We start from the raw sequence: 20,406 nt of genomic DNA, 5'->3' as shown, positions 1-20,406 counted from the left end.
TGTGATCGCCAGGGAAAAAGCCCCTAGCCGTGATCTGCTGCTTTGATCCGCTCGACGACCCGGGATGCCAGGTCATCGGGGCGGAATTTGGCCAGGAAGTCATCGGCACCGACCTTCTTGACCATTGCCTGGTTGAATACACCCGACAACGAAGTATGCAGGATGATATGTAATTTTTGCATGCGTGGATCGTTGCGTATCTCGGCCGTGAGGGTATAGCCGTCCATTTCCGGCATCTCGATGTCGGAGATCATCATCAAGAATTCTTCTTCTGGCTTCTTGCCGTCATCCACCAGCTTGCGCAGGTAGTCCAACGCCTGGCGACCATCGTTCAGAGCCACCACTTCCACGCCGACGGTTTGCAGGCAACGGGTCACCTGTTTACGTGCCACAGAAGAGTCGTCCACCGTCAACACGCGCAGGGAGACTGCCTTGTGCGCAGTTTCAGCGTCCACCACACCCACGGAAATCGATTCCGAGGTGGGTGCCACTTCGGCGAGGATTTTTTCCACGTCGATGATTTCGACCAACTGGTTATCTACCCGCGTCACTGCCGTGAGGTAATGATCGCGACCCGTGCCCTTGGGCGGCGGATGGATCTCCTCCCAATTCATGTTGACGATGCGTTCCACCGAGCGCACCAGGAAACCCTGGGTCTTGGTGTTGTACTCGGTGATGATCACGAATGGATTCTGGCGATCCTGCAAACCTGCAGAACTGGTGGCCAGGGCCAGATCAAGAATCGGGATCGTCGCGCCACGGATATTGGCAACGCCGCACACCACCGGGCTGGACTTGGGCATGATCGTCAGCTTGGGGCATTGCAGCACTTCCCGCACCTTGAACACGTTGATGCCATACAGCTGTTTGCCATCCAAGCGAAAAAGCAACAACTCCAGGCGATTCTGCCCTACCAGCTGTGTGCGCTGGTTTACTGAATCCATTACTCCTGCCATGCCCAGACTCCTACGCTAAAACCTTTGAGGGTGCGACGCGCACCCAACGCTAAACGGCACGAGCTTTGCTATTTATTGATTATGGACATTAAAACGACGGTTTCCCGACGCTCCAACCCTACACGGTTTTGCAGATTGTTCTGCACACCGCTGGCGATACTCGCCCTCGCCTTGGGCCTGAGCGCCACAGCCCGCGCAGATAACGTCACCCTGCCTGATCTACTTATCGGCGTCACTCAAGGCTTTCTTGAGTTCACTGTAGAAGATTATCTGGCGACCACCCAGACGCCAGGGCGTTATGAAATCCAGGTCAACCAGTTGGACCCGCGTTTGCGCATGCCAATGTGCGACAAGGAATTGACAGCCACCCTGGAAAGCCCGGCACAGCCCATCGGCCGCGTGACGGTCAAGGTTCGCTGCGACGGCGCCTCGCCCTGGACCGTGTTCGTGCCGGCCCAGGTCAAGTTGTTTCGCGATGTGGTGGTGGTGGCCCGCCCACTCAAACGCACCGGCATCATCGGTTTCGAGGACGTTGTGTTGCGCGAGCGCGACATCAGCATGATCAGTCAGGGCTACCTGACGTCCCTCGATCAGGCCATCGGGCAGAAATTGACCCGACCAGTGGTCACTGACCAGGTGATCACGCTGGTGCATCTTGAGCAGGCAGAGGTGATTCGCAAAGGCGAACAGGTGGTCATTTCCGCCAGCAGTGGTGCACTGCAGGTAAAAATGCCGGGGGAAGCCTTGTCCAACGGCGGTATGAGCGAACAGATACGCGTCAAGAACCTCAATTCCAACCGGGTAATCAAGGCCAGGGTAACGGCGCCGGGGCAAGTCGAGGTCGCTTTATAGATTGCTGGTAGTGGACGCTGGCTTTTTCTACACTGTGCACGAGATGTTCCGTGCGGAGATTTATTGTCATTCGCGCCTAAAGTTAATCCGGGTATTGCCGAAAACATGGCAAGCGTCCAAATACCCAGAGGTTTTTTATCATGGTCATCGATTTCAGTCGTTTGAATAACGCCCCATCAACGGCAGGCACTACGCGTTCCAAGGAAAGCGTGGAAGCCAAGGCCCAGCCTCTGCCAGCCAAGGCAGAACAGGCCAGCGTCAGCCAGAGCGGGGAATCCGTACACCTGAGCAATGAGGCTCAACAGTTGCAGAAGGTCACTGACTCGCTGCGCGATCAACCGGTGGTCAATAAAGCCCGTGTGGCTGAATTGAAACAGGCAATCGCCGATGGCAGCTATAAAGTCGACAGCAACCGTGTAGCCAGCAAGCTGCTTAACTTCGAAGCCGAGCGCTAGGCAAAGGCCTGCGCCGGGCTTTTGGACGCTTAAAACCCAAGGCCAGCCATGCATCACGACGAAAATCTGCTTCAGCTGATCATTGATGATCTAGCGCCGACGCAACAGCTGCTCGAGCTGCTCAGGGAGGAATCCCTGGCCCTCTACGGCCGCGATATGCCCTTGCTGGAAGAAATTCTGGCGCGCAAACAGTCGTTGATTGTCCTGCTGGAACAGCACGGCAAAAAACGCAGTCAGATCCTCATCAGCCTGGGCCTGCCCGCCGACCAGGACGGCCTGGCGCAGCTGGCCAGCCACTCCTCGGTCGGCGACCAATTACTGGCCCAGAGCAAAGAACTCAATCAATTGCTCTCCTTGTGCCAGGAAGCCAACCGGCTCAACGGTCAGTCGATCCAGCTTCAGCAAGCTACGACCGCCAACCAGTTGCGTATACTTCACGGCGGTGAGCCTCCGGCGCTATATAACGCGCAAGGCTCCACCTCGCGCCTGGTCAAGCCAAGCACCCGCAGCCAAGCCTGACGCCCGTTTACAGCGCGGCCTATCCAAGGCGCGCAACATACTGGCAGAATGCCTGCTCTTGCGTGTAGTCGTATTTTGTCTGGAGATGGAAGAACCGTGTTCAACGCCCTTAATGCGGAAGATGCCCCGCAGCCACCCAAGGTCCTCACCACCCCTCTGGAAATCGCCAGCACCTTGCGGATGCTGCAAGAAAGCCATGACCCGCTGATCATCACCTTCCATGAACGCAGCCAACGCTTCCAGAGCTACTTGGTGGACGTCAATCGGGACGGCGGTACCCTCGCCCTGGATGAAATGATCCCCCGCGACGGTGAACGCCACCTCGAAAATGGCGAACCGTTCCGCATTGAAGGTTTCCATGACGGTGTGCGTATGGCATGGGAAAGCAACGGTACGCTTACCGTAAGCGAAAAGGACGGCCACCGTATTTACACCGGCGGCCTGCCTGACGAGGTGGTCTACCATCAACGGCGCAATGCCTTTCGCGCCGCGTTGAAGTTGGCGCAACTGATCAACATCGAATTGGGCGGCGAGAAACTCCAGGCGCCGGTCAACGGTAAGTTGCTGGATATTTCCGCTACCGGCTGCAAACTGCGTTTTGAAGGCGACATTTCCGAGCGCTTGCAACTGGGCCAGGTCTACGATCGGTTTATCGCGGCACTGCCCTTTGGCAGCATGACCACCTCGGTCGAACTGCGTTATCTGCATTTCGAAGAAAGGATCAACACCACCTTCGCCGGCGTGCGCTTCCATAACATGAGTGGTTTGGTGCAGCGTCAGGTCGAGCGTTTTGTATACCAGCTCCAACGTGAAGCACGGCGCTTCGACAAAGACGACGATTTTTAAGGCTTAACAACCGCCATAAAAAACGGGCAGATCCTTGAGGGATCTGCCCGTTTTTGCTTTCAGGGACGCGCCCTGCTCAAGTCATGCGGATGCTCTTCGGGCCCCAGCGGCTCCGGCGGCCCCTCAAAGGGCGGCTCATCCGTCGGTGGTTGCGGCTCGGTCTCCGGCTCCGGGTCGGGAACGGTGTTTTGCATCTGCTCTTGCACCACCTGCTCATCAACCCGCGGGTCCAGGGCAGCGACCAGCGGTGAGCTGGACATACTGTCAGGCATCGCCACGTGATGCAGTGGCGCATCTTCCACTTGGTGCAGGTTGGTCACGGCTTTCGGGCGGATGCGCCATACCAGGATCACCGCGCACAGACTGAAGAACGCGTACAGCATCTGACTGCCAAAGAGCTTCATCACCACGCCCGCCAACAAAGGCCCGATGCTGGCGCCGACACCGTAGGTCACCAGCAGCATCGCTGTCAGGGAGACCCGACGATCACCTTCGACGTGGTCATTGGAAAACGCCACGGCCAACGGGTACAGGCAAAACTGCACCAGCGAGCACAAGAACCCAGCGACAAACAGCACTTCCAGGGGGACTTTGGACATGATGGCCAGCGGCAACGCCGCCACCGCGAGGCACAAGGCAAAACAGCGGATCAGCAGCGCCCGGTCATACCGATCCGATAACCAGCCAAGCGGCCATTGCACCAGCAGGCCGGCAAAAATGCAGCTACCCATGAACAAGCCGACCTGCTCGGTGCTGAGCCCTTGCTGCGACGCATAGAGCGGCGCCAGACCGTAGAAAGAACCGACAATCAAGCCCGACCCCAGCACAGTACTCAGTGACTGTGGCACGCGCTTGATAAAGAAGCGCGGCTCCATCGGCGCCGGATGCAGCGGTGCCGGGTGAATACGCTGGGTCATGGCCACCGGCACCAGGCACAGGGCAAAACACAGCGCGACCAGCATCAGCAATTCAAGGCCAAGCTGGGGGTGCATGACCAGGATCAGTTGACCGAGCACCAGGCCCAGGTAGGACGCAATCATGTAACCGCTGAACACCACCCCACGCTGCTTGACGTCGGCCTGCTCATTGAGCCAGCTTTCGATCACCATGTACTGGCACATCATCCCCAGGCCTACGATGATCCGCAGCACAATCCAGGCCGGCAGCCAGTCGACCAGGCCATGGCCCAACACCGCTGCGCCGACAATCCCAGCACAGGTGGCATAGGCGCGGATATGCCCGACCCGGGCAATCAGGCGGTGCCCGATCTTGCCTCCCAGCACCAGGCCAAAATAGTTGGCCGCCATCAGCGCACCCACCCACAGGCTGTCGACATGGTCCGCCGCCAGGCGCAACGCCAGGTAGGTACTGAGCAAGCCGGAGCCGATCAGCATCATCAAAGAGGCGAAATAAAGGGCTCGAAAAGATTTCCAGATTTGGCGCATCGGCGTTCCGAGCGGCTCCTTGCGGTGAGAGGTAGGACTATCGGCATGATAGTCCGGGGTGGCCGGGTCCGGACAGGCAACATTCGCTGTTTCCGGGGATTATTGTGCGTAATAGCTCAGACGCTGCCCGACCGCTTGCAAGGTACATAAGTTGAGATAAATACACCGCGCACGTGCTGAGAACCCTGAACACCGACAAGGTTCGACAAAGTATCGAAAATGCTCGGCCGTCAGGGCTTATGGCTTTCACAAAGCGTCACTCCACGTAACGCAACCACTGGTGCGTGCGACCTGAGATCGCCTCTGTGACTGCACGGACCCGTGCTGGCAGGCTTTCATCGTCAGTGTTGTAGAGCGCACAAAAATCCTTCGCAACGCGGTCAGCCAAGGATATATCGGGCGGCTCAGCACGAATGAAGTCGTCGGATAACCGATGTATTCACCCATCTCGAAGCACGCTGGAGGCAACCCGATGATGTCCTGCGCCGATGCGTCGCCCATCCCCAGATTATTGCGCGCATGCCCTGAGGTGTAACGGGCCTGGGACAGATCATCAAGCGAGAATAAGGGCTTAAAACCAGGGTGGCTGTCAGCCAGCTTACGATAAGCCCCGGTCAGATCATCGATGCTGGTAATGCCGCTCACGCGGTATTCATCGCATGTACCTATAGACGGGTTATCACGCGTGCCATTACCGCAAAATTGAATATCCATCAAAGGTCGCCTACTCCCTGCTGTCACTTGATCAAACGGATGTGGCGGGTGCCGTGAATAGGCAGCGATAATGCCCCTGATTACCATCACGCGCCCGCAAAGGTGTAGCACCTGTGGCAAAATAGCGCACCCTGGAAAAATTTACTTCATCCGTTAAAGCGGGCTAAATAGTGGCCCCTTTACGGCGATTTCATTTATGGGTTCGTTGAAGCGCATCAGCCCCTGGATCGCCTGCCTGGCGGTCTTGCTGAACCTGTTCGCCATGCCCTTGAGCCGTGCGATGCAGACGCCCGACACGCGCCTGATGCTCTGGGGCGGGTTCTGTTCGGGTGGAAACTCGAGCGCGTTGCCTCAAGCATTCAGCAAAGTGATCGATGCCTTACAGGTACCTCAGTCGAAATCGGTCATGCAACACGGTGACTGCTGTTGTGGCCACGCCGGACTGGCCGCATTACCCTCCAACTACTACCGGCATTTTCTGCCGCAGTACACACCCGATACCTCCCTCGAAAATCCAGAGTTGCCAACCCGGCACCCAAGGATTCGTTGGCCCAGCCTCAGTCCACGCGCCTCCCCCCTCGCCTGATCACAACACCGCGACATTGTCCGGTGCAGCTCTCTTTAAATCCTTTTAGCGGCCCGCGAAGGACGCTGAACGCCCTTAAAGTTTCTTGATCATCAGGAAGTGCGTGCTATGCCTGCTCCATTGCCTTTGCGTCACGCAAAGCGTTTGCCTGTGCCCCGTCCCCTGTGGCCGATGATGTCCGCTGGTTTATTCGCACTAAGCCCCTTGTGCTCCGCGTTGGCTGACGTCACCAAGGTGGAAGACTCAACGTTGACCCTCGGCACAGTAAATGTTCAAGCGGCGCCCAGCGGCCCATTGAGCACCAGCACCGTCCTCAGCTCGGTAGATATCCTGGGGGCAGATATCCTCGAAAAGATGCCCGTCAATTACAGCTGGGAACTGTTCAGCCGCGCCCCGGGAGTGATGCTTACGGAGTTCAACCAAGGCACCACCTCCGGCAAGATCTCCTTGCGAGGCTTCAACGGCGAAGGGGAAGTGAATGCGGTCAAATTGCTGATCGACGGAATCCCAAGCAATAGCAACGACGGCAACATGCCGTACATGGACATGATTTTTCCCATGGAGCTGGACAGCATCGAGGTGGTGCGTGGCACCAGCGATGCGCGTTATGGCCTGAATAACATCGCCGGCAACGTCAATATGCTGACCCGCACGGGTGGCGACTACACAAAAGCGCGGCTTCGTTATGGCAGCTTCAATACCCAGGAGGCCCAACTCGCCAAAGGCATTGAAAGCAGCAACTGGACTCAAAACTATTTCTTCGCCTATCAGAAGTCCGAGGGCTACCGGGATCATGCCGAAGCCGACAAGTTCTCAATGTCAGGCAAATGGTTCTATACGCCCGACGATGCCAGCTACCGCATCGGCCTGATCGCACGTCACTACGAAACCGAGGCTCTGGAGCCGGGCTATCTGGCTGAGGACGATGCACGTCATCACCCCGAGATGACCAACCGTTTCAATGCCACGGATAAAGGCACCCGGCGCATGAACCAGGTCAGCCTGCATTTCGATACCGACCTGGCTGATACGCTCGCCTGGTCAGCCAAGACTTACGTCAACACCTTCGATGACAGGCGCTGGACGCAATACTGGCAAACAAGCTCGCAGCAGGAGCGCGACACCTACGAGACTCAATACGGCGCCCTCACGTCATTGACCTGGCGCCCGGACGTCAGCGGGCTATACGATTTTGCCCTGGAAGGTGGTGCAGATGTACAACAACAGCAAAACAAGAGCGAACGCTATCGCACCAAAGACCGTGCACGCCTGGCGACCACTCGCAATCAACAGTTCGACTTCGACACCTACGGCGCTTATATCCAAGCCGAGATCAAACCTTTCGAGTCACTGAAGATCGTACCGGCCTACCGGGTCGACAAGATCCAGGGTGACTTCACCAACGAAATGACCGGCGCCGACTTCGACATCAACGATTACGGACTGATCAAGCAGCCGAAGATCAGCGTTGTCTATTCCCCATGGGAGGTCGCCAGCGTTTACGCAAACTGGGGGCGCACCTTTCAGGTAGGCACGGGAGCGGCGGCCTATAAAATTCCGCCCCGGGATACTGACCTGGCACCTTCGATCAACGAAGGTTGGGAAACGGGCATCAAGTTCACGCCGGCTGACTGGGTCGATGGGCGAGTCGCCTATTGGCAGCAAGAGGCCTCTGGGGAAGTCAGTCGCAGGCTTAATGACCCGAGCGGCGAGTCCGATAACGTTGGTGAAACCCGGCGGTGGGGCTATGACTTGCAAATGAACCTGCACCCTGACGACCGCACCGAAATTTGGATGGCGTACTCGTGGCAGTACTCGAAAATACTCCGGCCGAGCGCAACGCTGCCTAACAGCAAAGGTCAGGAAATCGATCACATCCCGCATCACCTTTACAACGCAGGCATAAGCTATGACGTGACACCTGCCTTACAGCTCACCGCCTGGATGAACGGCCAGACTCACTATTATCTGGAGCGGGAAAACACCAAAGGAACCTATGGCGGCTACGTGCTGGTTAACCTGGGTGCAACCTACAAGGTGACGCAGTCCGTCAGCGTCGACCTACAACTGAAAAACCTTACAGACCGATACTATGAATACGTCTGGTACGACCCGGATGGTGCACAGGCATCCCTGCATTCTCCAGGTGATGGGCGCGCGCTTTACACCGGCGTAACTGTGGACTTCTGAGCGGGGGCATTGCGCAGGTCAATATGGGCTGCGCAGCCCGGGGCACGGAGATGCCGTACCGAGCAGAGGGAGGGTAGCTGAAAGCCTTGAGGTAGATGGTGTCCCAGGGCCGGTTCGAACGGCCAACCTTCCCCTTAGGAGGGGGATGCTCTATCCAATTGAGCTACTGGGACAAATGACAGTCGTCTGGCCAAGGGCACGGCGACGGACGGCGTGCATGTTAACGGCCGAGGTGGGTTTTGTCATGTCGTCCGTCGGCTTTTTGAGTGTAGGCCGATCCCTGCGCGGCTGATCGCAGTTTCGCCCCGTAAATCCGGGCACTTGCCGCCATCGTGCAAAATGCACTCCCTCAAAATGCCATCATTGCAAATTGCAACCTTTCGCACCTTTAAAGTACACTTAAACCATTGATTTTATTGGATTAATGGATTGGCACGAGACCTGCAATACTTCTCCTACAAACCCAACAGGCCACGGCGTTAAGCGGAGAACATGACCATGAACAGTGCCCTTCTGTTAGCCCTCAACACCGTAGCCTTGGCTGCATTAGCAACATTCCATTTTCAATCGACTGGCGCTGACGATCCTGCGCAGATCAGTCAGGCTGTCCCGCATCACCTGCAACAGCGGCCGCAACTGGCGGTAATGACGCCCAACGCGCAATCGCTGGTACGCCTGACCGAAGGCACCCAGGCTGCACCTGCATCTGAACACTGGGTTTTCTAAGGAAATCGTAAATGACCAAATCTGCCTGGCTGTTTTTGTGCCTGACCGCCTTCACCGGCGCTGTGGGCTTGGGCGCCGAATCGCAAGACGGCCAAACCACCGCATTTATTGCCACCGGTGTGTTTGCCAGCCTGTTGTTGATCTCCCTCATTGTCGGTCGTCGTATCAAGTTCGACCCTGTCCTGCGCTGATCCCCTCCTACCTTACGTCGCCTTGTTCTGGCTAATCGGCAGATTGCCACTATTCTTAAAACTAATCGCAAAGTGCCACCTTGCTGTAGGATGTTCGGCCTCAAGCCCTGTGCTGGTCTGGAGTTATGGGAAGTTCCCTCGCGGAATCACCCGTAGAAGATTTTTCAAACCAGTCCGCAAAAAAACAAATGAGTGCTGGCATAAAGCCTTTAGTCAGTTCAATATTTGTCACAGAATTGACGCCAAGGAACTGGCAAATCTGAGGCATGATGCGGCCTCTTTGCAATTCGGGTTGAACTTTGGTCGTGAGTCTTGTCTTAACATTCATCTTGCGGCCAATTCCAAAAACCGCTCCCCTGAACTAACCGGTTAAATATATGCGCCCATTGAAACAGGCAATTTATTCCAGCCGTACGGCTGACAAGTTCGTCGTACGTCTGCCAGACGGAATGCGTGAACGCATTGCCGAGGTGGCTCGCAATCATCACCGCAGCATGAACTCCGAAATCATCGCGCGCCTGGAACAAAGCCTCATTCAGGAAGGTGCGCTGGGCGACGAGTTGAGCATGCGTCTGGACAGCCCCGAGCTGTCGCTGCACGAACGCGAACTGCTGCAGCGTTTTCGCCAGCTTTCCCACCGCCAGCAAAATGCTCTCGTCTCGCTCATCGCGCACGACGTTGAGGCGGCCGCAGAAGCCAATTGATTTGCAGCTGAAAGCCAAAGCCAGCCATGTGCTGGCTTTTTTTTGCCTGGAATTTGTATAGGCATCCACACATTTTTGATGTGCTGGTGCTACGCGGGGAGCTCGTTAGGGGGCAGACTTGCCCCCGCCGAAAGGGATCAGAGCAGGAAAATTGTTGCCAAGCCCAGGAAGATAAAGAAGCCACCACTGTCGGTCATGGCTGTGATCATCACGCTGGCACCCATCGCCGGGTCCCGCCCAAGACGCGCCAGGGTCATGGGGATCGACACCCCCATCAGGGCCGCCAACAGCAGGTTGAGGGTCATGGCAGCAGTCATCACCACGCCGAGCGACCAACTGCCATATAGCAAGTAGGCCACCACACCGATCACCCCACCCCACACCAACCCGTTGATCAGGCCCACGGCCAGCTCTTTGCGCAACAGACGCGATGAGTTAGCCGTACTCACTTGGTCCAGCGCCATCGCGCGCACGATCATCGTGATCGTCTGGTTGCCGGAGTTGCCACCAATACCAGCCACAATCGGCATCAATGCCGCCAGGGCTACCAGCTTCTCAATGGAGCCTTCGAACAAGCCGATCACACGCGAGGCAATAAAGGCGGTAACCAGATTGACCGCCAGCCAGGCCCAGCGGTTACGCAGCGAACGCCAGACCGACGCAAAGATATCTTCCTCTTCACGCAAACCCGCCATGTTGAGGACTTCAGTTTCACTCTCTTCACGAATCAGGTCGACGATCTCATCGATGGTCAAACGGCCAATCAATTTGCCGTTCTTGTCGACCACCGGCGCCGAGATCAAGTCATAACGTTCGAATGCTTGCGCCGCGTCGTAGGCATCTTCATCTGGGTGAAAACTCACCGTATCGCTGGCCATTAAATCCGCAACCATCTTGTCCGGATCATTGACCAGCAGACGCTTGATCGGCAGTACACCCTTGAGAATGCCTTCGTAGTCGACCACGAACAGCTTGTCGGTGTGGCCAGGCAGCTCTTTCAGCCGGCGCAGGTAGCGCAGGACCACTTCCAGGCTGACGTCTTCGCGGATGGTGACCATCTCGAAGTCCATCAGCGCGCCGACTTGATCCTCATCGTAAGACAACGCAGAGCGCACGCGCTCGCGCTGTTGCGTGTCCAGCGCCTCCATCAGCTCATGGACAACATCACGTGGCAGCTCGGGGGCAAGGTCAGCCAGCTCATCGGCGTCCATCTCCCTGGCCGCAGCCAGGAGCTCATGATCGTCCATGTCGGCGATCAGGGTTTCACGGACTGAGTCGGATACTTCGAGCAGGATGTCGCCGTCACGATCAGCCTTGACCAATTGCCAAAGGGCCAGTCGGTCATCCAGCGGAAGGGCTTCGAGAATATAGGCGACGTCGGCGGAGTGCAGGTCATCGAGCTTGCGTTGCAGCTCGACGAGGTTTTGCCGGTGGACAAGGTTTTCGACCAAGTCGTTATTCGGGCCATCCTGGCGGTGCGTAAGGTCTTCGACCACGCGCTGGCGCTGCAGCAGCTCAATGACTTGAGCCAAGCGATCCTGCAGGCTGTCTTGTGTTTTTTTCTTTACTTCTACTTCGGTCATAGGCGAACTCCACTCCCAGCAGCGGGGCACGCCGGAAGGATCAATCAGTCAATTCATGATTGGTAAAACGGGGTACTGAGTAACTACTGGGTAAGTCCATGGAGGTATTCCACAAGCCCCGGCGGGGCTGACGGGCGCAATGATACACCGCCCGGCCACTTTAAACGTTAAAAAACTGGAAAGAACAAGCGCTTGCGAGCCAACGCTAAGCATTGGCTGCATCTATGAACTGCGACGACGCAGTGTGGAAGGAAAACACATGAGAGAAGCGAAAAAGAAAAAATCCTACACAAACTCCAGACGGCAAAAAGCCCGCACTAGGCGGGCTTTTTGTTTGTATGGTGCACTCGACAGGATTCGAACCTGTGACCGCTCGGTTCGTAGCCGAGTACTCTATCCAGCTGAGCTACGAGTGCAGATTGTGTTTTTAGACCAGATCACAACTGGTTGCAACCGAATCACCTGCATTGCTGCAACTGACTCTTAATTGGTGCACTCGACAGGATTCGAACCTGTGACCGCTCGGTTCGTAGCCGAGTACTCTATCCAGCTGAGCTACGAGTGCATTTGTTGCCGCGCATTATAGGCCGTTCAATCTCTATGTAAAGCTATTTTTTCGAGTAACTTCAACAACTTACCGAAAAAACCAGATTGCAACGTACTAAGCAAATAATGGCGGAGAACGGGGGATTCGAACCCCCGACACCCTTTTGAGGTGTACTCCCTTAGCAGGGGAGCGCCTTCGGCCACTCGGCCAGCTCTCCGCAACACGGGGCGTATATTAACCACGTTCATCCCCGTTTGCAAACATAAAAAACGATAAAAATTAAAGGCTTGGTTCTTCGTCCTTCTCTTTCTTGATCCGCAGGTAGATTTCCTCGCGGTGCACCGCTACCTCTTTCGGAGCGTTAACCCCGATACGTACTTGATTGCCTTTGACGCCAAGCACGGTCACGGTGATTTCGCCATCACCGATAATCAGGCTTTCTGCGCAACGACGAGTCAGAATCAACATACCTTTCTCCTCACGCATTTCAGTTCAGGAACAACAGTCTGCAAAAAAAAGGCATTCGACCTACAACCTAAAAGCCGTAGCTCTACCACCTAAGTATTGTCGAGCCCACGCAAAAGAACATGCGCCCTACAAAAAAATGAAAGGCGCGGTAAACCGCGCCTTTCTGGCACTGCATCACTCGCCCTGTCGGGCCGGAGCGTCCAGCTCAAAAGCGGTATGCAGCGCACGTACAGCCAGTTCCAGGTACTTCTCTTCGATCACCACCGAAACCTTGATTTCCGAGGTAGAGATCATCTGGATATTGATGCTTTCCTTGGCCAGGGCCTCAAACATACGGCTGGCAACGCCGGCATGCGAACGCATGCCCACACCCACGATCGACACCTTGGCAATCTTGGTGTCGCCGATCACTTCGCGGGCACTGATTTCCTTCGCAGTGTTCTGCAGGATCCGCTCCGCCGCATCGTACTCGTTGCGGTGCACGGTGAAGGTGAAATCGGTGGTGTTATCGTGCGATACGTTCTGCACGATCATGTCGACTTCGATGTTCGCGCCGCTGATAGGGCCCAGGATTTTGAACGCCACGCCCGGGGTGTCTGGCACGCCACGGATGGTCAGCTTGGCTTCATCACGGTTGAAAGCGATACCGGAAATGATTGGCTGTTCCATGGATTCCTCTTCATCAATAGTAATGAGGGTGCCCGGACCCTCTTTGAAGCTGTGCAATACGCGCAGCGGAACGTTGTACTTGCCGGCAAACTCCACCGCGCGGATCTGCAACACCTTGGAACCAAGGCTGGCCATTTCCAGCATCTCTTCAAAGGTGATCTTATCCAGGCGCTGAGCCACGGACACTACACGCGGATCGGTGGTATAGACGCCATCCACATCGGTGTAAATCTGACATTCATCGGCCTTGAGCGCCGCCGCCAGCGCCACGCCGGTGGTATCTGAACCGCCACGCCCGAGGGTGGTGATATTGCCCTGCTCATCCACACCCTGGAAGCCCGCTACAACTACCACGCGGCCGGCTTTTAGATCAGTGCGAATTTTCTGATCATCAATTTGCAGGATGCGCGCCTTGGTATGCGCGCTGTCAGTGAGGATACGCACCTGGCTGCCAGTGTAGGACACCGCCGGCACACCGCGCTTATTCAGCGCCATGGCCAGCAAGGCGATGGTCACCTGCTCGCCGGTGGACACGATCACATCCAGCTCACGCGGGAGCGGCTGTTGATCACCACTGATTGCCTTGGCCAGATCGATCAGGCGATTGGTCTCGCCGCTCATGGCCGACAGCACCACCACCAGGTCGTCGCCAGCATCGCGGAATTTCTTAACCTTGTCGGCCACCTGCTCGATTCTTTCGACAGAGCCGACCGAGGTGCCTCCAAATTTCTGTACGATCAAAGCCATTTCTAAGCCGCCTCAGCCCGTAAAGGGGCGCCTGATAAATCAACCAGCACCGAACCCGCCCGCGACTAGACCACGGGCTGATTAACAGTGCCTTAAATACCTGCCTCGACAAACGGCACGGTCAGGGCCAGGGCTGCGTCCAGGGCGCCAGCGTCTACACCACCGCCTTGCGCCATGTCCGGACGACCACCGCCCTTCCCGCCCACTGCCGCGGCGGCTTGCTTCATCAAATCACCGGCCTTGAGTTGGCCAGTCAGGTCCTTGGTTACACCGGCAACCAGAACGACCTTATCCTCATGGACACCGCCGAGCAGGATCACTGCGCGGCCGAGCTTGTTCTTCAACTGATCGACCAAGGCCAACAGCGCCTTGCCGTCCTGACCGTCCAGGCGCGCAGCCAACACTTTCACGTCCTTGACGTCCACCGCAGAAGCCGACAAATCATCGCCCGCCGCACTGGCCGCCTTGGCCTGCAACTGCTCCAGCTGTTTCTCCAGCGCACGGTTGCGCTCCAGCACAGCGGACAGCTTGTCGATCAGGTTGTCGCGACTGCCCTTGACCAGGCTGGCCGCTTCCTTGAGTTGTTCTTCAGCCGCATTGAGGTAGGCCAGGGCTGCAGCGCCAGTGACGGCCTCGATACGACGCACACCGGACGCTACACCCCCTTCGCTGATGATTTTCAGCAGGGCGATGTCGCCGGTACGGTTGGCGTGGATACCGCCACACAGCTCCACAGAGAAACTGCCGCCCATGCTCAAGACACGCACGTTGTCGCCGTACTTCTCGCCGAACAGCGCCATGGCGCCTTTGGCCTTGGCGGTCTCGATGTCGGTTTCTTCGGTTTCTACTGGGGTGTTCTTGCGAATCTCAGCGTTGACGATGTCTTCCAGGGCCTTGATCTGCTCGGGCTTGATCGCTTCAAAGTGGCTGAAGTCGAAGCGCAGGCGCTGGCTGTCAACCAACGAACCTTTCTGCTGAACGTGCTCGCCCAGTACCTGGCGCAGCGCGGCGTGCAGCAGGTGAGTGGCCGAGTGATTCAACGCGGTCGCATGGCGTACATCGGCATCGACCTGGGTGTCCACCGGCGCACCAACCGTCAAGTTGCCCAGCACTAACACACCGTGATGCAGGAACGCACCGCCGGTCTTGGTGGTGTCGCGCACCTCAAAACGGCCGGACGTCGAACTCAGGAAACCACAATCACCAATCTGGCCACCCGACTCGGCGTAGAACGGCGTCTGGTCGAGGACCACAACCGCCTCTTCGCCTTCACTCAACACGTCGACCGACTTGCCGTCTTTATAGAGGGCAACGATCTTGGCAGCGCCAACGGTAGCCTTGTAACCGATGAATTCGGTGGGCACGTCAACCTTGACCAGGGTGTTGTAGTCAAGGCCAAAGGAGCTGGCGGAGCGAGCACGCACGCGCTGGGCTTCCATCTCACGCTCAAAACCCGCTTCATCAATGGTCAGCTCACGCTCACGGGCGATGTCGGCGGTCAGGTCCATCGGGAAGCCATAGGTGTCATACAGCTTGAACACCACATCGCCTGGCACCACGGAGCCTTTGAGTTCAGCCAGGTCCTGCTCGAGGATTTTCAGGCCGTGTTCGAGGGTCTTGGAGAACTGCTCCTCCTCAGCCTTGAGCACGCGCTCGATAGTGCTTTGCTGCTGCTTGAGTTCCGGGAAGGCTTCGCCCATCTCGGCAACCAGTGCGGCCACGATTTTGTAGAAGAAGCTGCCAGTGGCGCCCAGCTTGTTACCGTGACGGCAGGCGCGACGGATGATACGGCGCAGCACATAGCCACGGCCTTCGTTGGACGGCAACACACCGTCGGCGATCAGGAAACCGCAGGAACGGATGTGGTCAGACACCACCTTGAGGGAAGACTGGCTTTCATTGGCACACCCAATCGCCGCGGCCGACGCGCTCAACAACTGGGTGAACAGGTCGATTTCGTAGTTGGAGTGAACGTGCTGCAGCACCGCACTGATCCGCTCCAGGCCCATGCCGGTATCCACCGACGGCGCAGGTAGCGGATGCAACACGCCATCGGCGGTGCGGTTGAACTGCATGAACACGTTGTTCCAGATCTCGATGTAACGGTCGCCGTCTTCTTCGGGCGAACCCGGGGGGCCACCCCAGATGTCGGCGCCGTGGTCGTAGAAGATCTCGGTGCAAGGGCCACACGGGCCGGTATCGCCCATGGTCCAGAAGTTGTCGGAAGCGTACGGCGCACCCTTGTTGTCGCCGATGCGAATCATGCGCTCGACGGGCACGCCGACTTCCTTGGTCCAGATGTCGTACGCTTCGTCGTCCGTGGCGTACACGGTAACCCAGAGTTTTTCCTCTGGCAGCTTCAACACGCCGGTCAGGAAGGTCCAGGCGAACGTAATCGCATCTTTCTTGAAGTAGTCACCAAAGCTGAAGTTACCCAGCATTTCGAAGAACGTGTGGTGGCGGGCGGTGTAGCCCACGTTTTCCAGGTCACTGTTCTTGCCGCCGGCACGCACGCACTTCTGGCTGCTGGTGGCGCGGGTGTAGGCGCGCTTTTCCTGGCCCAGGAAGCAGTCCTTGAACTGGTTCATCCCCGCGTTAGTGAACAGCAGGGTTGGGTCATTGCCTGGGATCAAGGAGCTGGAGGCGACACGGGTGTGACCTTGCTCTTCGAAGAAGCGAAGGAAGGCTTCACGGATTTCTGCGCTTTTCATTAGGTTCTTCCACGGAGGCTGCGGCCAAAGGCCAGTGCGCAACATCATCAGACGGAGCGACGGCAAAGGGCCGCATTATATCGGCCCTTTGCCGGGGGTACAGCGTGTTTATACGATTGAACGGTTCAATTAGACGGTCTGCAGGCTCATTTGCGCGAAAACTCGACGAATGCCTGCACGACTTGCTCGATCTGCGCCCGACTGACATCCCTATGCGTGACCATGCGCAGGCGCGGCGCAGTGCTCAACTTGATACCACGCTCGGCAGCAAAAACCTTCAAGGCTTCGGCCCGATCACCGATCTGCACGTAGACCATGTTGGTCTGTACCGGCTCCACTTCATAACCCACTTTGCGCAGCTCATCGCCCAGCCATTGGGCGTTAGCGTGGTCGTCGGCCAGGCGCTGCACCTGGTGATCCAGCGCATACAGCCCGGCCGCCGCCAGGGAACCGGCCTGGCGCATGCCGCCGCCGACCATCTTGCGCAGGCGCCTGGCCTTGGCGATCAACGCCGTGGAACCGCACAACACTGAGCCAATCGGCGCGCCAAGGCCCTTGGACAGGCACACCGACACCGAATCAAAGTGCTTGGCAATCTCACGCGCCTCCACGCCCAGCTTGACCGCGGCGTTGTAGAGCCGTGCGCCATCCAAATGCAGGGCCAGACCCTGTTCCCGGGTGAATGCCCTCGCCTTCGCCAGGTAGTCCAGCGGCAATACCTTCCCCTGCATGGTGTTTTCCAGTGCCAGCAGGCGGGTACGGGCGAAATGGAAGTCGTCCGGCTTGATCGCCGCCAGCACTTGGTCCAGGTCCAGGGAGCCATCCGCCTGCACGTCCAGCGGTTGCGGTTGGATCGAACCCAACACCGCTGCCCCGCCACCTTCGTATTTGTAGGTGTGGGCCTGCTGGCCGACGATGTATTCCTCGCCACGCTCACAGTGAGCCATCAACGCCAGCAGGTTGCTCATGGTTCCGGTAGGCACGAACAGCGCAGCGGCAAAGCCCAGGCGCTTGGCCAGCTCGGCCTCCAGACGATTGACGCTGGGGTCTTCGCCATACACATCATCGCCGCTGACAGCAGTGGCCATGGCGTCGAGCATGCCGGGAGTGGGTTGGGTCACGGTGTCGCTGCGCAGGTCGATCACAGACATGAAACAAGCCTCTAGGGGTTCAGTAAGTTCCTTTTGTGAGTGATTACTGCGGGCAAAGCCACGGAATATCAAGCCCCCGCTGCATTCAATCGAATACCGACCAAACAAACCGATATAGCTTATCGATACGGTGATCGTGCAGTTTGCGAAAAACCGTGTTAAAAACTCTCCGCCGCCAGGGTTCTGGTGGCAACGTTCTCAGGGCGGGGTGCAATTCCCCACCGGCGGTAATTACACGCAATGTGTATAGCCCGCGAGCGCTTGGCGCCTCGAACTGCTCACGCAGGACGGCGACAAGGTCAGCAGACCCGGTGTGATCCCGGGGCCGACGGTCATAGTCCGGATGAAGAGAGAACGGGATTGGCGCCTAAGGGCCGTGCACGAAATGTGCTTGCGTACCCTTAAATCCCATTCGATTCATAACGCCCTGTTTTTTCTTAAACAGGAGTCAGAACATGCAACCCACCGCAATCGACAGCAAAAGCAAAAACCATCACGGCGAGCGCGTCGCGTTTATCCAGGCCTGCTGGCACAAGGATATTGTCGACCAATCCCGCAAAGGCTTCCTCGCCGAAATGATCGCCCAGGGCTACCAGGAATCGGATATTGATTTCTTTGAAGTCGGCGGCGCCTTTGAAATGCCCCTGCACGCCAAGCTGCTGGCCAAGACCGGCCGCTACGCGGGTATCGTCGCTGCTGCGCTGGTGGTGGATGGCGGCATCTACCGTCACGAATTCGTGGCCCAATCGGTCGTCAGCGGCCTGATGCAGGTGCAGCTGGAAACTGAAGTGCCGGTGTTCTCGGTATCGCTGACACCGCATCACTTCCATGCGGGCACTGAGCACCACACCTTTTTCTACGAGCACTTCGTGCACAAAGGCCAGGAAGCGGCGCGGACCTGCGCCGATACGCTGCACAAAGTGCGTGCGATCCGTCGCAGCGAGCCGCGTGCTGTAGCGGTCTAAACAATACCGCCAGGCCCAGCCTCAGAGCTGGGCTTGTGTGGGAGCTGGCTTGGAATTCAGGCCAAACCAGCGTCCGTCGTCGGCACAATCAATATCCCCGCCCGCAAGCCATTCTTCACCTTCGGGTTGGGAAAGATGATGCGCGCGCCCTCCTCTTCGATCACCCAACGGGTCTTGGCCACGTCTTCGGCCAGCAGATAGCCCTTTTCCAGTTCCGAAAAGTTTTCCACATCCGCCGGCAAGTGCATCAGGAAGGCATCGCTGTGCTTGATCACTTCACGCGCAACGGCGAACAGCTTCAGGCCTTCAAGGCTATCGGTATCAGGCTCAGTGCCTTCAATGATCTGCTTGAGGCGAGTTTCCAGGCGCGACACATCCACACTCTGGTTCTGCCCGAACGGTCGCGCCTTGCCCAACTCCAGCGTGAAGGCCTCGGCTTCCAACTGCTCGTAGGTAAACGCGGTGAAGGTGATCGAGGTCTTGTTTTGCAGCAGCACCGCTTGCATGCCGGCAGCGTTGAGGCGCGCCAGTTCGTGGCGAGAGTGCTGGCGACCTTCCTTCCACGGATACAGGGCAAACTGCTCGATCTTCGAGCCGCGAATAGCCGTGTGCAGGTCGTAATGCAGGCGCGAACGGTCAGGCACGCTGAAGAAGCTGCGGGCCAATTGCTCAAGCTCGGCGGCACGCATGGCTTCAGGGCCGATGTTTTTTTCATGACGGCCGTTGAACAGCCGGTTGACGTCCAGTTCGAGGTAACGCTCGCCGCGGCGCATGGCCTCGGGGTTGCCGAACAGGAACAGAATACGATTGCGGGGTTTGATCTCCCCACGGGCGATGCCATGCAACAGGCGGTCGAGCAGTTCGATCGGCGCGGTTTCGTTGCCATGGATGCCGGACGACAGCAGCAAGTCGCTGCCTTTGTCCTGGGCTTGCGGCGGGCGCACTTCAAGTGCGCCCTCGCTGAGCCAGCGCATTTGCACGCCGTCGACAGTCAGTTGAATTTTTTGCGCCGGTTCACGACCGGCGAGGGTCAGTTCAAGCAGTTTGCCGAGGGCGAGCATACGCAGCTTCCTTAGTGGTTGCAGCCTGGGCCGTGGACGTGATCGTCGTCATCACCTTCGACGTCGGCCGGTTCCATTTCCAGTTGCAGGCTCATCAGGTTGGTGGCCAATGGGCGCATGAGCAGGTTGGCGTATTCCGCGTCACCTTCTTCCACGTCTACGCCGATCAGCAGTTGGCCACGGCCGTCGTGCTGAATCCAGATTTCCTTGCCCTGCCAGACCACAGCGACGCGGGTGCAGGAGGTTTCCAGCTGGGTGCCGTCGGTGTCTTCAAGGATCAGTTTCAGGGTGTCGGTGGTCATAAAATAACTCTCAGCCAT

At 57.5% G+C, this 20,406-nt stretch carries 20 protein-coding genes, 4 tRNA genes and 1 riboswitch; of the genes, 10 read left to right on the top strand and 14 right to left on the bottom strand.

Going from position 1 to position 20,406, the window contains the following annotated elements; translation table 11 throughout:
- Nucleotides 1-23: 23 nt before the first annotated feature.
- Entirely contained in the window at nucleotides 24-956 is a 933-nt protein-coding gene (locus tag AACY52_RS19540) for a chemotaxis protein CheV (RefSeq protein WP_339420744.1), read from the bottom strand.
- 81 nt (nucleotides 957-1,037) lie between these two features.
- Here AACY52_RS19540 and flgA point away from each other — a divergent pair, with 81 nt between their 5' ends.
- The 4 genes from flgA (at nucleotide 1,038) to AACY52_RS19520 (ending at nucleotide 3,628) form a co-directional block, all read left to right on the top strand.
- Nucleotides 1,038-1,808 (top strand): flagellar basal body P-ring formation chaperone FlgA, encoded by a 771-nt coding sequence (gene flgA, locus AACY52_RS19535; protein ID WP_339420745.1) that lies wholly within the window; start codon nucleotides 1,038-1,040, stop codon nucleotides 1,806-1,808.
- A gap of 140 nt (nucleotides 1,809-1,948) precedes the next feature.
- A complete protein-coding gene (flgM, locus tag AACY52_RS19530) occupies nucleotides 1,949-2,263 on the top strand; it encodes a flagellar biosynthesis anti-sigma factor FlgM (protein WP_339420746.1) in 315 nt (104 codons plus the stop codon).
- A gap of 48 nt (nucleotides 2,264-2,311) precedes the next feature.
- Nucleotides 2,312-2,782, top strand: a complete 471-nt coding sequence (locus AACY52_RS19525) for a flagellar protein FlgN (RefSeq protein WP_339420747.1) — start codon at nucleotides 2,312-2,314, stop codon at nucleotides 2,780-2,782.
- 96 nt (nucleotides 2,783-2,878) lie between these two features.
- A complete protein-coding gene (locus AACY52_RS19520; protein ID WP_339439430.1) occupies nucleotides 2,879-3,628 on the top strand; it encodes a flagellar regulator YcgR PilZN domain-containing protein in 750 nt (249 codons plus the stop codon).
- Between the two features lie 59 nt (nucleotides 3,629-3,687).
- Here the strand turns inward: AACY52_RS19520 and AACY52_RS19515 are convergent, their stop codons facing one another.
- Both AACY52_RS19515 and AACY52_RS19510 read right to left on the bottom strand, forming a co-directional pair.
- Nucleotides 3,688-5,073: an MFS transporter gene (locus AACY52_RS19515; protein WP_339420749.1), complete on the bottom strand. Its 1,386-nt coding sequence runs from the start codon at nucleotides 5,071-5,073 to the stop codon at nucleotides 3,688-3,690.
- Between the two features lie 246 nt (nucleotides 5,074-5,319).
- Nucleotides 5,320-5,787 (bottom strand): hypothetical protein, encoded by a 468-nt coding sequence (locus tag AACY52_RS19510; RefSeq protein ID WP_339457278.1) that lies wholly within the window; start codon nucleotides 5,785-5,787, stop codon nucleotides 5,320-5,322.
- 196 nt (nucleotides 5,788-5,983) lie between these two features.
- On the opposite strand from AACY52_RS19510, the gene AACY52_RS19505 reads away from it, so the two are divergent.
- On the top strand, nucleotides 5,984-6,373 hold the full coding sequence (locus AACY52_RS19505; protein ID WP_339420752.1) for a DUF2946 domain-containing protein: 390 nt from the start codon (nucleotides 5,984-5,986) through the stop codon (nucleotides 6,371-6,373).
- A gap of 171 nt (nucleotides 6,374-6,544) precedes the next feature.
- Complete coding sequence (locus tag AACY52_RS19500) at nucleotides 6,545-8,563, top strand: TonB-dependent receptor (protein WP_339560718.1); 2,019 nt, start codon at nucleotides 6,545-6,547, stop codon at nucleotides 8,561-8,563.
- Nucleotides 8,564-8,659: 96 nt separating this feature from the next.
- Here the strand turns inward: AACY52_RS19500 and AACY52_RS19495 are convergent.
- Nucleotides 8,660-8,736, bottom strand: a tRNA-Arg gene (locus AACY52_RS19495).
- A gap of 325 nt (nucleotides 8,737-9,061) precedes the next feature.
- Between AACY52_RS19495 and AACY52_RS19490 the strand changes: the two genes are divergently transcribed.
- From AACY52_RS19490 to AACY52_RS19480, 3 genes are all read left to right on the top strand, one after another.
- Complete coding sequence (locus AACY52_RS19490; protein WP_339439428.1) at nucleotides 9,062-9,289, top strand: hypothetical protein; 228 nt, start codon at nucleotides 9,062-9,064, stop codon at nucleotides 9,287-9,289.
- 11 nt (nucleotides 9,290-9,300) lie between these two features.
- Entirely contained in the window at nucleotides 9,301-9,480 is a 180-nt protein-coding gene (locus AACY52_RS19485; RefSeq protein WP_339420755.1) for a PA3371 family protein, read from the top strand.
- Between the two features lie 377 nt (nucleotides 9,481-9,857).
- Complete coding sequence (locus AACY52_RS19480; protein WP_003175643.1) at nucleotides 9,858-10,184, top strand: Arc family DNA-binding protein; 327 nt, start codon at nucleotides 9,858-9,860, stop codon at nucleotides 10,182-10,184.
- A 137-nt stretch (nucleotides 10,185-10,321) separates the two neighbouring features.
- On the opposite strand, the gene mgtE is transcribed toward AACY52_RS19480, so the two are convergent.
- The 8 genes from mgtE to ltaE all read right to left on the bottom strand — a co-directional run bounded on the left by mgtE (nucleotide 10,322) and on the right by ltaE (nucleotide 18,060).
- Entirely contained in the window at nucleotides 10,322-11,767 is a 1,446-nt protein-coding gene (gene mgtE / locus AACY52_RS19475; RefSeq protein WP_339420757.1) for a magnesium transporter, read from the bottom strand.
- A 339-nt stretch (nucleotides 11,768-12,106) separates the two neighbouring features.
- Nucleotides 12,107-12,183, bottom strand: a tRNA-Arg gene (locus AACY52_RS19470).
- A gap of 72 nt (nucleotides 12,184-12,255) precedes the next feature.
- Nucleotides 12,256-12,332, bottom strand: a tRNA-Arg gene (locus tag AACY52_RS19465).
- Nucleotides 12,333-12,440: 108 nt separating this feature from the next.
- Nucleotides 12,441-12,531, bottom strand: a tRNA-Ser gene (locus tag AACY52_RS19460).
- A 62-nt stretch (nucleotides 12,532-12,593) separates the two neighbouring features.
- On the bottom strand, nucleotides 12,594-12,782 hold the full coding sequence (csrA, locus tag AACY52_RS19455) for a carbon storage regulator CsrA (protein ID WP_003175645.1): 189 nt from the start codon (nucleotides 12,780-12,782) through the stop codon (nucleotides 12,594-12,596).
- A gap of 174 nt (nucleotides 12,783-12,956) precedes the next feature.
- Nucleotides 12,957-14,198, bottom strand: a complete 1,242-nt coding sequence (locus AACY52_RS19450) for an aspartate kinase (RefSeq protein ID WP_049711891.1) — start codon at nucleotides 14,196-14,198, stop codon at nucleotides 12,957-12,959.
- Between the two features lie 92 nt (nucleotides 14,199-14,290).
- Nucleotides 14,291-16,909, bottom strand: a complete 2,619-nt coding sequence (gene alaS / locus AACY52_RS19445) for an alanine--tRNA ligase (RefSeq protein WP_339420759.1) — start codon at nucleotides 16,907-16,909, stop codon at nucleotides 14,291-14,293.
- A gap of 146 nt (nucleotides 16,910-17,055) precedes the next feature.
- Nucleotides 17,056-18,060, bottom strand: a complete 1,005-nt coding sequence (ltaE, locus tag AACY52_RS19440; RefSeq protein WP_339420761.1) for a low-specificity L-threonine aldolase — start codon at nucleotides 18,058-18,060, stop codon at nucleotides 17,056-17,058.
- Between the two features lie 190 nt (nucleotides 18,061-18,250).
- A riboswitch (FMN riboswitch) is annotated at nucleotides 18,251-18,420 on the top strand.
- A 95-nt stretch (nucleotides 18,421-18,515) separates the two neighbouring features.
- On the opposite strand from ltaE, the gene AACY52_RS19435 reads away from it, so the two are divergent.
- A complete protein-coding gene (locus tag AACY52_RS19435; protein ID WP_065874001.1) occupies nucleotides 18,516-19,025 on the top strand; it encodes a 6,7-dimethyl-8-ribityllumazine synthase in 510 nt (169 codons plus the stop codon).
- 56 nt (nucleotides 19,026-19,081) lie between these two features.
- Here AACY52_RS19435 and astE read toward each other — a convergent pair whose 3' ends face one another.
- Nucleotides 19,082-20,086, bottom strand: coding sequence for a succinylglutamate desuccinylase (astE, locus tag AACY52_RS19430; protein ID WP_339420764.1), 1,005 nt, complete (start codon nucleotides 20,084-20,086; stop codon nucleotides 19,082-19,084).
- 11 nt (nucleotides 20,087-20,097) lie between these two features.
- Nucleotides 20,098-20,388, bottom strand: coding sequence for a hypothetical protein (locus AACY52_RS19425; RefSeq protein ID WP_003214319.1), 291 nt, complete (start codon nucleotides 20,386-20,388; stop codon nucleotides 20,098-20,100).
- Nucleotides 20,389-20,406 lie beyond the last annotated feature (18 nt).

Origin of the sequence: Pseudomonas sp. EA_65y_Pfl1_P113, assembly GCF_963970525.1 — a bacterium.
Classification (GTDB): Bacteria; Pseudomonadota; Gammaproteobacteria; order Pseudomonadales; family Pseudomonadaceae; genus Aquipseudomonas; species Aquipseudomonas tritici.
This window is presented reverse-complemented; position numbering and strand designations above follow the sequence as displayed.

Excerpts from the sequence above, each read along its gene's own strand:
- AACY52_RS19450 (WP_049711891.1), bottom strand. The coding sequence starts at position 14,198 with ATGGCTTTGATCGTACAGAAATTTGGAGGCACCTCGGTCGGCTCTGTC.
- AACY52_RS19425 (WP_003214319.1), bottom strand. The coding sequence starts at position 20,388 with ATGACCACCGACACCCTGAAACTGATCCTTGAAGACACCGACGGCACC.
- AACY52_RS19500 (WP_339560718.1), top strand. The coding sequence starts at position 6,545 with ATGATGTCCGCTGGTTTATTCGCACTAAGCCCCTTGTGCTCCGCGTTG.
- AACY52_RS19540 (WP_339420744.1), bottom strand. The coding sequence starts at position 956 with ATGGCAGGAGTAATGGATTCAGTAAACCAGCGCACACAGCTGGTAGGG.
- flgM (WP_339420746.1), top strand. The coding sequence starts at position 1,949 with ATGGTCATCGATTTCAGTCGTTTGAATAACGCCCCATCAACGGCAGGC.
- AACY52_RS19480 (WP_003175643.1), top strand. The coding sequence starts at position 9,858 with ATGCGCCCATTGAAACAGGCAATTTATTCCAGCCGTACGGCTGACAAG.
- AACY52_RS19490 (WP_339439428.1), top strand. The coding sequence starts at position 9,062 with ATGAACAGTGCCCTTCTGTTAGCCCTCAACACCGTAGCCTTGGCTGCA.
- AACY52_RS19525 (WP_339420747.1), top strand. The coding sequence starts at position 2,312 with ATGCATCACGACGAAAATCTGCTTCAGCTGATCATTGATGATCTAGCG.
- astE (WP_339420764.1), bottom strand. The coding sequence starts at position 20,086 with ATGCTCGCCCTCGGCAAACTGCTTGAACTGACCCTCGCCGGTCGTGAA.
- ltaE (WP_339420761.1), bottom strand. The coding sequence starts at position 18,060 with ATGTCTGTGATCGACCTGCGCAGCGACACCGTGACCCAACCCACTCCC.
- AACY52_RS19485 (WP_339420755.1), top strand. The coding sequence starts at position 9,301 with ATGACCAAATCTGCCTGGCTGTTTTTGTGCCTGACCGCCTTCACCGGC.
- AACY52_RS19505 (WP_339420752.1), top strand. The coding sequence starts at position 5,984 with ATGGGTTCGTTGAAGCGCATCAGCCCCTGGATCGCCTGCCTGGCGGTC.
- AACY52_RS19435 (WP_065874001.1), top strand. The coding sequence starts at position 18,516 with ATGCAACCCACCGCAATCGACAGCAAAAGCAAAAACCATCACGGCGAG.
- mgtE (WP_339420757.1), bottom strand. The coding sequence starts at position 11,767 with ATGACCGAAGTAGAAGTAAAGAAAAAAACACAAGACAGCCTGCAGGAT.
- csrA (WP_003175645.1), bottom strand. The coding sequence starts at position 12,782 with ATGTTGATTCTGACTCGTCGTTGCGCAGAAAGCCTGATTATCGGTGAT.
- AACY52_RS19510 (WP_339457278.1), bottom strand. The coding sequence starts at position 5,787 with ATGGATATTCAATTTTGCGGTAATGGCACGCGTGATAACCCGTCTATA.
- AACY52_RS19515 (WP_339420749.1), bottom strand. The coding sequence starts at position 5,073 with ATGCGCCAAATCTGGAAATCTTTTCGAGCCCTTTATTTCGCCTCTTTG.
- flgA (WP_339420745.1), top strand. The coding sequence starts at position 1,038 with ATGGACATTAAAACGACGGTTTCCCGACGCTCCAACCCTACACGGTTT.
- alaS (WP_339420759.1), bottom strand. The coding sequence starts at position 16,909 with ATGAAAAGCGCAGAAATCCGTGAAGCCTTCCTTCGCTTCTTCGAAGAG.